Genomic DNA, 12,415 nt, shown 5'->3' on the forward strand with positions numbered 1-12,415 from the left:
TAAGACCAACTTCCATCAGCTTTTTCTATAGGACGATCTTGACTATCACCGTACTTAGTAGATTTAAATAATTTTTGAACTCTATTATCCCACTCTTCGTGAATTTTACCTTTAGGGGCAGGTAACGTACCTTCATAAATTAGCCCCATACGCTCCAGTAGTTTAACTGTTTCCTCTATCTCACCTTTATCATGCAATGATTGCTCAGAGAAAAATATATCATGTTTAATCCCTAAATCTGCTAAATCTTTTCTATTTAAATCAAGCATTTTTTCTACAGCAAAACTTTTAATTATTTTGAACCTTTCAGCATAGTTCATCGTTAATAATTTATTGCCGTATTCTTTCGCTAAAATTTGCCCAAGCGGAATTAAATACTCTCCCGGATATAACCCGGCAGGGATAGTAATTTGCTCACCTAAAGCTTCTTTATAACGTAATAATACCGTACTAACTAAATCATTTATTTGTGAGCCTGCATCATTAACATAATATTCTTTTGTAACGGAATAACTTACCTTTTGCAAAATCCTTGCTAGCACATCACCATATACCGCACCCCTAGCATGCCCTATATGCATTGGACCGGTGGGATTTGCCGAAACATACTCGATGTTAATATTTCTGCTTTTATCTATATCAATTTCAAAAAACTTTTCTTCATGCTGTAAAATATCCTTTATTGATGCCTGCCAACTATCAGCTTTTATAGTAAAATTAATAAAGCCCGGTCCTGCTATTTCTATACTTGCAATATAAGGTAATGTTATAAGGACTTCTTTAAATTTTAAAGCCACTTCCCGAGGAGCAATACTTTCTTTAGCTGCAATAATCATTGCAACATTACTTGATAAATCACCGTTAAAACTATCTTTCGGTATTTCAATAGTAGCAGTATTTGCTATTTCTTGATTATTATATAATTGCCTGCTTGCCACAATTATATCTTGTTTCAATTGATTAAATATGTTCATAATTATTAAATGTTATTAAAATTCAGCAAATAGAATTCTTACAAACGCTTGCTAATAAGGAGGAATGTGTAGGAGACACAGAACGTAGCACCGCAGCGTACACTTTAGTACGTGAGGATGCGAGTACCGGAGCGACGCACAAATTACCCTTAGAAGCAAGTTATGTAGGAAGTCGAGCAGAGCTGATTATATTCCTGAATGGCAAAACGGTCAGTCATCCCTGCTATATAATCAGCAATAACTCTAGCTTTACTATATGTTTCATTAGAGTCTATTAGCATTTTCCAATTAACCGGCAATAAATTAATATCATCCATATAAACCTTAAACAGCCCTTGTACGATTTTAGTACATTTAAGGCTGATGGCCGTAATTTTATTACTTTTATAAACTCGCTCATGAAGAAACTTCTTAGTTTCCTTAATATTTTTATTAGTTTTTTCCGTAAAATCCACTATCTGATAATTTAAGTTACGTATCTCATCTATGTTAGTAATTTTTTCTTTATTTAAATTTTCTTTTGTTTGCCATAATAAATCGGTAATTAACTCATGTATTAGCTTACGTACTACCTCATAAATCAGACATGAGGAACTAATATTTTTAAATTTTGACTTGAGTTCAACAACATGTTGATCAATATATTTAAGTTCAGCAAGACTATTAAAATCGATAATTTTAGCACCGATACTATCTTCCAAATCATGCGAAATATAGCTAATATCATCGGCAAGAGCTGCTATTTGAGCCTCTGCTGATGCATAGGTACTAAGTTCTAAATCATTTTGCTTATTATACTCTGCTATATATTCATTTATCTCGCCTAGTATAGGACCGTTATGTTTTACTATTCCTTCTAAAACTTCCCATGTTAAATTTACTCCATTATAAGCCGCATATCTTTTTTCAAGTAATGTTAGTATCTTTAAAGATTGAGCATTATGAGAAAAGCCGTTATACTCTCTCATACATTCATTTAAAGCCCGCTCTCCCGCATGACCGAAAGGTGTATGCCCAAGATCATGAGCAAGTGCTATTGTCTCAGCTAAATCATTTGATAAATTTAAAGTACTAGCGACCGAACGTGCAACAGTCGAAACCTCTAGAGAATGAGTTAGCCTATTTCTGTAATGATCTCCCTCGTGATTAATAAAAACTTGAGTTTTATATTGCAAACGCCTAAATGCATTAGTATGTATAATGCGATCACGATCACGTTCAAACTCGTTTCTATAAGAGGTCGGGATTTCCTTATATAATCTTCCCCTACTTTTAAGAGGATCAGAAGCGTATGAAGCAAGCATCGTTATCCTTTATTTTGAAAGACATTGTTGTGGTTCTAACTTTTCGTCATTGTGAGAAAATTGCATAGTAATTGACAAAGCAATCTCAGGAGTTTGTTATTATTTCATGAGATTACCACGCAGCCTACGGCTGCTCGCAATGCCGATGGGTATCCACACAACAAAGCCAACTTGAAAAATATCAAGATATACTATATAATTTATGAGACTTTTACAAGGTAATTTTAAGTGACGATAACAATTACGGATAGAGCTTTTGAACGGATTTGCGAGTTAGTAAAGCTAGAAAAAGATAAGAATTTAGTACTGCGAGTTTCGGTTGATAGCGGCGGTTGCTCAGGACTTATGTATAATTACGAACTAGTCTCAAAAGATAATATAGAGCAAGATGATTATATCATTACTAAACATAATGCTACAATTATTATTGATCCTATCTCTCAAAAATTTATGCTAGATTGCACTCTTGATTTTATAGAAGAACTAGGCAGTTCATATTTCAACGTTAGTAATCCGCAAGCTAAAGCAAAATGCGGCTGCGGTAATTCTTTCTCGGTGTAAATGCAAGTATTGCGAGTGGGCATTGTTATTAGAATGCCGATGTCATTCCTGCAACAGTAGCAATGACATCGCAACGTCAAACTTTTAATGTTAATCATTAAGTTACATAGTTGCTCCACTACCTCAACTTCGTCATTATTATCATAAGGAGGACGCTCTACTTCATTTATAGATATAATAATATGCTCAGCTTGTGATCCCGTAAGTTTATCAAGCCATTCTAATGCTTCTTTATAATATTTTTTTTGTTCTTTATTAGATTCTACATTATCGGTTACTTGATAAGGTTTTAATTTTATATTATTATTTACTCCGTCAAAAGATCATTTATATTTTTCTGTTTAGGACTACCAAGCAGGGTACTGCCAACTGCTTCTATTTGATTCCATATAATAATTATACCTATAAATATTTATACAAATAAAAACATTTATGATCTATAAGCTGAATAAATCAACATTAATACTAATTTAAAAAAATTCTAAATAAGTAAATTAACAACAAAGATTTAAAGGCGAATTTGTGAAATTCTAACTATAAGAAAGTTCTATTTTTTATATTGTAAAAAATTATTACTTCTATTTTAAAATTGAATTAATAGGGGATATTTATATATATTTTGAAAGGTAAAATTTGAAGTTATTTTTCTTTTGTAATTTTATCATATTTTTTTAGTTTGATAAGAATAGACTCTAGATTATCCAACTTCATCATACATGGACCATCGCTTGGAGCGTTATCGGGGTCTTGATGTACTTCCATATATATACCGGCGATACCTACAGAAGTTGCTGCCTTTGCAAGTAACTCTACATATTTTCTTTCTCCACCGGTACTGCCTCCTAGCCCACCCGGTTGCTGAACGGAATGTGTGGCATCAAAAACTACAGGTACATTTAACTCTGCCATTATTGCAAGACTACGCATATCAGATACCAAGTTATTATAGCCAAAACATGCTCCTCGCTCTGTAAATAATATATCCTTTACTCCAAAAGTTTCTAGTTTTGTTTGTACATTTTTCATATCCCACGGAGCTAGAAACTGTCCTTTTTTTACTTTTACTATTTTACCTGTTTTTGCTGCAGCTTGAAGCAAGTCGGTCTGTCTACATAAAAATGCCGGAATTTGTAAAATATCTGCTACTTTAGCTGTTTCAGTACATTGACTCTCTGAATGAACATCAGTAACAATAGGGCAATCAAATTCAGATTTTACTTTTGATAAAATTTCTAAACCTTTCTCAATACCAACTCCTCTAATCCCATGTACGGAAGTTCTATTAGCTTTATCAAAAGAAGATTTATAAATAAATGGAATCTCAAGCTTGCTAGTTAATTTAACAAGTTTTTCTGCCATAAACAACGCATGATCTTTTCCTTCAATCTGACAAGGCCCTGTAATTAGAACAAACGGTAAATCATTTCCTATTTTGATATTATTAAGTTTTACTACTTTTTGCATAATTCTTAGATTTAATTAATTGAACGAGGCACGGATTAGTGTTTCTCTGTTATATCAGGCACTGATTCATTTTCTATTAAGTCATTATTAATTATTAGTGTATAATATTTTTCTTTTATTGTCGTTAAATCATAACTACCATGATAATAACCTTCTAGGTTAATAATTTTTTTTAAATAAAAATTTACCTGCTCTGTTTCTAACGGTTCATCTATATTTTTTACAATAGATGACTGAATATTAATTAAATACGCTTTTATTTTTTTTAATTCTTTAATAATTATAAAAATATCATACGGTTTTGTTACCAATATTCCTACAAATAAAATTAATAATATTTGCGTTAAAGACATATTTATATTAATTTCTTATGTTTATATTTTGGATTTAAAATACTTTCCCCGTTAGTACTTAGCATATATTCATGATAATCTTGATAATTTCCTTCAAACCATGTAGCATTATTTTCTTTATCATATGATATAATATGAGTGGTTATTCTATCTAAAAACCATCTATCATGACTAATCACTAATACACAACCTGCAAAATCTAAAATAGCATCTTCAAGTGCTCTTAACGTATCAATATCTAAATCATTAGACGGCTCATCTAATAATATAACATTTGCTCCTTCTTTTAGTAATTTTGCCAAATGTACTCTGTTACGTTCTCCACCTGAAAGTTGTCCAACTTTTTTTTGTTGATCACCGCCTCTAAAATTAAAAGCTGCACAATAAGCTCTACTTTTAATTATTCTATTACCAAGTTGTAATTCATCTAGACCTTCTGAAATTTCTTCCCATATAGTCTTATTATCATCTAAATGATCCCGTGATTGATCGACATAACCTAATTTTACCGTTTGACCAATTTTAATAGAACCACTATCTGGCATTATTTTACCTGTAATAATATTAAATAAAGTAGACTTACCTGCTCCATTCGGTCCAATAATTCCTACAATAGCTCCACGTGGAATTTTAAAACTAAAATCTGATAATAATATTTTATTATTAAATTTTTTAGCTATATGTTCTGCTTCAATAACAAGATCACCTAAACGAGGTCCGTTAGGTATAATTATTTGAGTAGGATCAGTTTTTTGTTCTTGTTGTTTATTTAATAACTCTTGATATGCTGTAATACGTGCTTTATTTTTTGATTGTCTAGCTTTTGGAGTTTGACGAATCCATTCAAGTTCACTATTCAATTGTTTTTTTCTATCATCGTCTTCTTTACTTTCTAAAGCTAATTTTTTTTGCTTCTGCTCAAGCCAAGAACTATAATTTAATTCCCACGGTATACAATTTCCACGATCTATTTCTAATATCCATTCTGTAACATTATCTAAAAAATAACGATCATGGGTAATTACTATTACAGTACCTTCATAATGCTTTAAATAATCCTCAAGCCAAGACACTGATTCTGCATCCAAATGATTTGTAGGTTCATCAAGTAACAACATCTCAGGTTTCTCTAAAAGCAATTTACATAAAGCCACTCTTCTTTTTTCTCCACCGGAAATTTTTGTAATATCTGCTTCTTTTGGTGGGCAACGTAAAGCAAGCATTGCGATCTCTATTTCACGTTCTAGATTCCATCCATCACAATTGTCTATTTTTTCTTGCAATTCTGCTTGTTTATCAAAAAGCTTTTGCATTTCTTCATCAGTGATTTCAGCAGTAAATTTGTTACTTATATAATTAAATTCATCAATAAGTTTTTTCTTTCCATGAAGACCTTCTATGATATTATCAAAAACATTTTTACTAGCATCAAGATACGGTTCTTGAGGTAAATATCCTACTTTTATACCAATTTTAGCTGTTGCTTTACCTTCAAACTCTTTATCAATACCTGCCATTATTTTTAATAAAGTCGATTTGCCTGCTCCATTTGGACCTATTATACCGATTTTAGCTTTTGGTAAAAATGATAAATTTGTTTCTTTTAAAATTCGTTTACCATTTATAATTTTGCTTAAACCAACCATTTCATAAACATATTGATATGACATAAATTACTTATTTCCTTATATTATTATTACTACTGTATTGTATGAATTTATTGCTCTATGATCATATAATTCAAAATTAGACATTGTAATTTCTATCATTGTTTTTCTCGTTTAGATATTTATTTTAAGAAATAAAATGCTGTATATATACTTTAATTTAGCAGCTTGAGGATTGTGTATACTGTTATACTTTTATACTTATAATTTTTCGTTCAAGCTTATTGATAATTTTTCCATATGCATTTTAATTTAATTTTAACAAAATCAAATCTAATTCTTCCAAATCTTTATAATGAAATATTAATTTTCCGCCTAATGAATAATTTTCTATTGTTATTTTTATACCAAATTTTTCTGATAAAGCTTTTACTAATAATTCTAGATCATTATTCGTAGCGTTGTCCTTTAAAAAACGCTTTCCTATTTTGTTATTATTGTTCGGGGATTTTGTATACTCATTTTTATACCATTGTCTTACTAGTTCTTCTGTTTGACGTACATTTAAATCATTATTTATAATATAATCGGCTATTACTTCTGCATGTTCATGATTTATTAAACACCGAGCTTGACCCATACTTAGTATATTTTCATTTACTTTATCTTGAATAGACTGCGGCAAATTATTAAGCCTTAATAAATTAGCTATATGACTACGACTTTTACCAAGCCTTTCAGCTAATTTTTCTACTGTATAATTAAAATTTTCTATTAAATATTTAAAGCCACGAGCTTCTTCCATCACTGTTAAATCAGTTCTTTGTATGTTCTCAATTAATGCTATTTCTATACTCTCTCTAGCATCTAAATTTTTTATAATTACCGGTATCTCTAAAACTTTTGCTAATTTACATGCACGCCAGCGTCGCTCTCCTGCTATAATTTGGAAATTATTATCAACAATAATAGGCTGTAATAAACCATTATTCAATATAGAATCTGCTAATTCTTTTATTTTATCATATTCAAAGTTTTTTCTAGGCTGATTCTCGTTTGGTCTTATTTTATCAATATTTATTATTTGTACTATTTCTGATTCTATAGAAATAACTTCTTCTCCAAGTAATGAAGATAATCCTCTTCCTAGTCCTTTATTTTTCGCCATATCTTTCTAAGATTTCTTTTGTAAGTTCTATATATGCAACTGCTCCTGAACATTTATAATCATATATAATAGCCGGTTTTCCATATGAAGGAGCCTCAGATAGTTTAATATTTCTTGGAATAACGGTTTTAAATACTAATTCTCCTAAGCATTTTCTAACATCATCTTCTACTTGTTCAGTTAAACGATTACGCTTATCATACATTGTAAATAATATACCTGCAATCTTTATCTTAGGATTTAATTTTTTCTCTACAATTTCAATTGTTTTTAACAAATGACTTAATCCTTCTAAAGAATAAAAATCACATTGCATTGGAATCAGTACTTCATCGCTTGCAACTAAAGCGTTTACCGTTAATAAATTTAATGAAGGAGGGCAATCAATAATTATATAATCATATAATATTTTTATTTCTGCCAATAGCTTCATTAAAATATATTCTCGGTCCTTTAATTTTGTTAAGTCTAATTCAGCCGCAGATAGATTAGTGTTTGAAGTAATTATTTCTAAATTTGGTATATCTGTAGAAATTATTGCATCTTGCAATTCTATTAAATTTGTTAATACTTGGTATATAGTATTTTTGCGTTGTTGCTGACTAATTCCAAAACCGGTACTACTATTCCCTTGAGGATCAAGATCTATAACTAAAATTTTTTTATTTACAGCAGCAAAAGCTGTAGCTAAATTTACAGTAGTTGTAGTTTTAGCTACCCCTCCTTTTTGATTAACAATAGCAATTACTTTCATATCATTTTTGTTAAATTACTAACTTCTAGAATTTTCCCTTCTTCACAAGTAATACTTTGATGTATTAAATAACCAAATAACCATCTCTCTTTAGCTTCTACTATTTCAGTTAAATAATTTTTTCCTTTTAATAACAAAAATTTTTCTCGTACTGAAATATTTTTTATGCAATTAAATATTGTATTTAAGTTAGAGAAAGCTCTACAAGTTAATATACTACAATCTATTTCTACTTTTTCTATTCTTTGATTGATTATTTGTATGTTATTATTTGATATCTTTGATGCTTTTTCTAAAAATATACATTTACGTAAATCAGCCTCTATTAAACTTACTTGCGCTATCCCCGCTATAGATAACACTATACCAGGCAAACCAGAACCGCTTCCTATATCAACTAAATGTATTTCTTTATTATCAATATATTGTATTAATTGTAATGAGTCTAATATATGACGTTGCCAAAAATTATGTATAGTATTATCCGATACAAGATTGATTGATTTATTCCATTTTTTAACTAACTTTTGAAAAATTTCTAACTTTTCAATTATTTCACGTGGAACTTCCATCACTATATTTAGTTTTTAAATAAATTATAATAGCCGTAATTGCTGCAGGTGTAATCCCTGGAATTCGACGTGCTACACCAATAGTAGTAGGTTTATGGACAGAAAGTTTTTCCTGTATCTCTAATGATATACTTGGTATTTTAAAATAGTCAATATTTTTAGGTATGAACTGCGCCTCTTCACTTTGAAATAAATTAATATCTGCGTGTTGTCTAGTTAAATATGAAGCATATTTTGCTTCAATATAGAGTAATTGCAAAATGTTATTATTTTGTGTTTCTTTAAGCATAGGAAAAATTTTAATAGCTTGTTCAACATTAAAATTAGGTATTTTAAATAAGTCTAATACTGTTTTATATGTACCATCCTGTGCAACCTGTATACCCATTTTAGCAAGTTTACTAGTAGTTAAAGACAAGGTATTTAATAATGATTTTATTTTTTCTATATCTTCACATTTTTTTGTGAATATTTTTTTACGTTTTTCTGATACGACTCCAATGTTCATCCCTAATTCCGTTAAACGTAAATCAGAGTTATCTGCTCTTAAAGATAATCTATATTCTGAACGAGAAGTAAACATACGATAAGGTTCTATAGTACCAAATGTTGTTAAATCATCAATCATTACTCCAATATAACTGTTTGCTCTTGTTAACATAAACGGTGCTTGATCTTTTACTGCTAAAGCAGCATTTATACCGGCTATTATACCTTGCCCTGCGGCTTCCTCATATCCTGTAGTACCGTTAATTTGCCCGGCCAAATACAATCCAGCTATTTTTTTTGTCTCTAGCGTCACACTTATTTCACGTGGATCAACATAATCATATTCTATAGCATAACCTGGACGTAAAACCTTTACATTTTCTAATCCTGGTATTGTTTTGATTAATTTATGTTGCACATCTTCAGGCAAAGAAGTAGAAATACCGTTTGGATAAATCGTATAATCATCTAACCCTTCAGGTTCTAAAAATATACGATGTTCTGATTTTGTACTAAATCTGACTATTTTATCTTCAATAGAAGGACAATATCGCGGTCCTATTCCTTCTATTTGCCCTGAATACATTGCAGATTTATCAAGATTCTCACGTATAATATCATGAGTTTCTGAGGTTGTTTTTGTGATAAAACAATTTATCTGAGAAACATTAACAATATTTGTTAATTCAGAAAAAGGACGAGGAATTTTATCGCCGGGTTGTAAAATTGTTTTACTATAATCAATAGTACGTCCATCAATGCGAGGCGGTGTACCTGTTTTTAAACGAGCCAGTTTAAAACCTATTTGTTTTAATGTATTTGATAATCCATACGAAGGCTCTTCATCTACTCTACCTGCAGGAATTTTTTTTTGTCCAATATGAATAAGACCTGATAGGAAAGTACCTGTAGTTAATATAATTTTTTGACAAAGAATTTTACTACCGTTATTTAAAATAACCGCTTCAATTTTAGAAGATTTAATTTCTATATCTTCCACTTTTCCATATAATATATCTAGATTAGGATAATTTGTTAATATTTGATACATTGCTTTTTTATAAAGCTTTCGATCAGCTTGAGCTCTAGGTCCCCAAACTGCTGGTCCTCTAGTCTCATTCAGCATTTTATAATGTATACCGGCTTGGTCTATAACATAACCCATTAACCCATCAAGTGCATCGATTTCTTTAACTAATGTGCCTTTTGCAATGCCACCGATTGCTGGATTGCAAGACATTTCGCCTAAATTTTCCGGTTTTAACGTAATTAAGAGAGTAGGAACTCCAAGACGTGCAGAAGCAGCGGCTGCTTCTACGCCTGCATGTCCACCGCCTATAACTATTACGTTATATTTTAGCATTAATTATTCTATAATTTCAGATTTATTAAAGAAAAATTCGATTTCTCTTTTCGCACTATTTTCACTATCTGAACCATGAATACTATTAGCCTCAATTGATTCGCCTAAATCTTTTCTAATAGTGCCTGCTTCAGCTTCAGCAGGATTAGTTGCACCCATAACGGTGCGGTTTAAAGTTATAGCATCCTCCCCCTTAAGCACTTGAAGTACTACCGCTCCTGAAGTAATATATTCAACTAAGCTATTAAAAAACGGTCTTGCTCTATGCTCATCATAAAAACATGCAGCTTCATATTTAGTTAAAAATTTCATTTTCTGAGCCACTATTTTTAAACCGGCATTTTCTAAGTAAGTATTAACTTGCCCTATTTTATTCCTTTTGATAGCATCAGGCTTAATCATTGAAAAAGTATATTGTATTGTCATTTTGTAACCTATTTATTATAATTATTAAATATATTTTTTAGCTGAACGATTCCATATTAAAGCAAATAATCCTCCTCCTAAAAGAGCAGAAATACTGAAAAATATAAATACCCCATTCCAACCATAATTATCGCTAATCCATCCTACACCGACTCCCGCAATAGCCGCTCCTAAATAACCAAATAACCCTGATAATCCATTAGCCGTACCGACAGCCTGACGGGTACTAAAATCAGCAGCTGCTATACCTACAAGGAGCTGAGGTCCTGAAACAAAAAAGCCTATTAAAGAAAGAATTACTATACTTAATAATTCACTGTGAATAGGAAGTTTCCAAAACAAGACTAACAATAAGCTAAGCAATACCATACATATGGATGCAACAGGACCTCGACGACCTTGAAATAGTTTATCAGATAAAACACCTGCTATTAATGCCCCTGGGATACCTATCATTTCATATAAACCGATTTGTAAGCCTGCATTTGCAAGACTTATATTACGTAAATCTTTTAAAAATGTTGGAGCCCAATAAATTACTCCGGAACGTATTATATAAACAAACATGTTTGCTAAACAAACATACCATATTAGCTTATTACAAAAGACCATTTTAAGTAATTGTGGAGTTAATAGCTTCTCATAATCTCCTATAGCTTCAAGCGGATATTCTTTATATTCCTCTACGGTAGGTAAACCTACTTCTTTTGGAGAATTACGAAGCCTATTATATAAAAAAAGCGATACTACACAAGCAACTACACCTGGAACAAAAAAGGCAGCTCTCCAATCAAATTTATCGATTAAATAACCGCAGCTTATCATAGCAAGAGCACCACCTATTTGATTAGAAGTTGCACCCATAGCCCATTTAGTTCCAAGTTCTTTTGAAGCGAACCAGTGAGTAAGCATCTTTGTTGCAGGAGGCCAGCCCATAGATTGAAACCAGTTACTGGCTATCCATAAAATTCCTATAAGCCATAAAGAATCTGAAAAACCTATTAGCATAGTAATGATCCCAACAAATAAAAGACCCAAAACCATAAATATCCGAGCATTAACTTTATCGCTAATAAACCCGTTACACGCTTTACTAGCTCCATACATAATAGATGAAGCAGTTAATATCCAGCCAATTTGTGTTTTAGTAACCCCAAAATATTCTCTTATAGCAGGAGTTGCTATATTAAAATTCTGACGACAAAAATAAAAAGTTGCGTAACCTATAATAATAGAATACAAAACCCTTACTCGCCAACTATTGTATTTTTTTACATATGGCGATCTTGGAGTTTTAATTTTGGATCTTGTATTTGTCATATTATAAACTCTCCGACTATAAAAAAGCAAGTTTAAGAGTCTAGCAGTAAATAAATTTTC

11 protein-coding genes and 2 pseudogenes are annotated in these 12,415 nt (G+C 30.9%); 2 read left to right on the forward strand and 11 right to left on the reverse strand.

What is annotated here, in order from left to right; translation table 11 throughout:
- Positions 1–974: pseudogene (argS, locus tag BG75_RS09200) on the reverse strand (arginine--tRNA ligase); the annotation flags it as partial.
- 29 nt (positions 975–1,003) lie between these two features.
- Between argS and BG75_RS10420 the strand changes: the two are divergent.
- Positions 1,004–1,210: pseudogene (locus tag BG75_RS10420) on the forward strand (palindromic element RPE1 domain-containing protein); the annotation flags it as partial.
- On the opposite strand, the gene BG75_RS00300 reads toward BG75_RS10420, so the two are convergent.
- Entirely contained in the window at positions 1,124–2,278 is a 1,155-nt protein-coding gene (locus BG75_RS00300) for a deoxyguanosinetriphosphate triphosphohydrolase (RefSeq protein WP_012150319.1), read from the reverse strand. The pseudogene BG75_RS10420 and the gene BG75_RS00300 sit on opposite strands and share 87 nt — an antisense overlap.
- 228 nt (positions 2,279–2,506) lie before the next feature.
- On the opposite strand from BG75_RS00300, the gene BG75_RS00305 reads away from it, so the two are divergent.
- Positions 2,507–2,839, forward strand: coding sequence for an iron-sulfur cluster assembly accessory protein (locus tag BG75_RS00305; RefSeq protein WP_062811017.1), 333 nt, complete (start codon positions 2,507–2,509; stop codon positions 2,837–2,839).
- A 639-nt stretch (positions 2,840–3,478) separates the two neighbouring features.
- Here BG75_RS00305 and kdsA read toward each other — a convergent pair.
- From kdsA to BG75_RS00350, 9 genes are all read right to left on the reverse strand, one after another.
- Entirely contained in the window at positions 3,479–4,303 is an 825-nt protein-coding gene (kdsA, locus tag BG75_RS00310; RefSeq protein WP_062811018.1) for a 3-deoxy-8-phosphooctulonate synthase, read from the reverse strand.
- 35 nt (positions 4,304–4,338) lie between these two features.
- Complete coding sequence (locus BG75_RS00315) at positions 4,339–4,656, reverse strand: DUF2672 domain-containing protein (RefSeq protein WP_062811019.1); 318 nt, start codon at positions 4,654–4,656, stop codon at positions 4,339–4,341.
- A 2-nt stretch (positions 4,657–4,658) separates the two neighbouring features.
- The gene (gene ettA, locus BG75_RS00320) at positions 4,659–6,326 is read right to left on the reverse strand and encodes an energy-dependent translational throttle protein EttA (RefSeq protein WP_062811020.1); all 1,668 of its coding nucleotides are present in this window, start codon (positions 6,324–6,326) and stop codon (positions 4,659–4,661) included.
- Between the two features lie 244 nt (positions 6,327–6,570).
- Positions 6,571–7,431: a ParB/RepB/Spo0J family partition protein gene (locus tag BG75_RS00325; protein ID WP_062811021.1), complete on the reverse strand. Its 861-nt coding sequence runs from the start codon at positions 7,429–7,431 to the stop codon at positions 6,571–6,573.
- Complete coding sequence (locus BG75_RS00330; RefSeq protein WP_010976770.1) at positions 7,418–8,185, reverse strand: ParA family protein; 768 nt, start codon at positions 8,183–8,185, stop codon at positions 7,418–7,420. Before BG75_RS00330 ends, BG75_RS00325 begins: the two co-directional genes overlap by 14 nt.
- The gene (gene rsmG / locus BG75_RS00335; RefSeq protein WP_156468952.1) at positions 8,182–8,757 is read right to left on the reverse strand and encodes a 16S rRNA (guanine(527)-N(7))-methyltransferase RsmG; all 576 of its coding nucleotides are present in this window, start codon (positions 8,755–8,757) and stop codon (positions 8,182–8,184) included. The genes BG75_RS00330 and rsmG overlap by 4 nt, the downstream gene beginning before the upstream one ends.
- Complete coding sequence (gene mnmG / locus BG75_RS00340) at positions 8,741–10,609, reverse strand: tRNA uridine-5-carboxymethylaminomethyl(34) synthesis enzyme MnmG (protein ID WP_062811023.1); 1,869 nt, start codon at positions 10,607–10,609, stop codon at positions 8,741–8,743. The genes rsmG and mnmG overlap by 17 nt, the downstream gene beginning before the upstream one ends.
- 3 nt (positions 10,610–10,612) lie before the next feature.
- The gene (gene ndk / locus BG75_RS00345) at positions 10,613–11,035 is read right to left on the reverse strand and encodes a nucleoside-diphosphate kinase (RefSeq protein ID WP_010976767.1); all 423 of its coding nucleotides are present in this window, start codon (positions 11,033–11,035) and stop codon (positions 10,613–10,615) included.
- 24 nt (positions 11,036–11,059) lie between these two features.
- Positions 11,060–12,355, reverse strand: a complete 1,296-nt coding sequence (locus BG75_RS00350; protein WP_062811024.1) for an MFS transporter — start codon at positions 12,353–12,355, stop codon at positions 11,060–11,062.
- Positions 12,356–12,415: the final 60 nt, after the last annotated feature.

It is taken from the genome of Rickettsia endosymbiont of Proechinophthirus fluctus (assembly GCF_001602635.1).
GTDB lineage: Bacteria > Pseudomonadota > Alphaproteobacteria > Rickettsiales > Rickettsiaceae > Rickettsia > Rickettsia rickettsii.

Coding starts and splice junctions, on each gene's coding strand:
- BG75_RS00300 (WP_012150319.1), bottom strand. CDS start 2,278: ATGCTTGCTTCATACGCTTCTGATCCTCTTAAAAGTAGGGGAAGATTA.
- kdsA (WP_062811018.1), bottom strand. CDS start 4,303: ATGCAAAAAGTAGTAAAACTTAATAATATCAAAATAGGAAATGATTTA.
- BG75_RS00315 (WP_062811019.1), bottom strand. CDS start 4,656: ATGTCTTTAACGCAAATATTATTAATTTTATTTGTAGGAATATTGGTA.
- ettA (WP_062811020.1), bottom strand. CDS start 6,326: ATGTCATATCAATATGTTTATGAAATGGTTGGTTTAAGCAAAATTATA.
- BG75_RS00325 (WP_062811021.1), bottom strand. CDS start 7,431: ATGGCGAAAAATAAAGGACTAGGAAGAGGATTATCTTCATTACTTGGA.
- BG75_RS00330 (WP_010976770.1), bottom strand. CDS start 8,185: ATGAAAGTAATTGCTATTGTTAATCAAAAAGGAGGGGTAGCTAAAACT.
- rsmG (WP_156468952.1), bottom strand. CDS start 8,757: ATGGAAGTTCCACGTGAAATAATTGAAAAGTTAGAAATTTTTCAAAAG.
- mnmG (WP_062811023.1), bottom strand. CDS start 10,609: ATGCTAAAATATAACGTAATAGTTATAGGCGGTGGACATGCAGGCGTA.
- ndk (WP_010976767.1), bottom strand. CDS start 11,035: ATGACAATACAATATACTTTTTCAATGATTAAGCCTGATGCTATCAAA.
- BG75_RS00350 (WP_062811024.1), bottom strand. CDS start 12,355: ATGACAAATACAAGATCCAAAATTAAAACTCCAAGATCGCCATATGTA.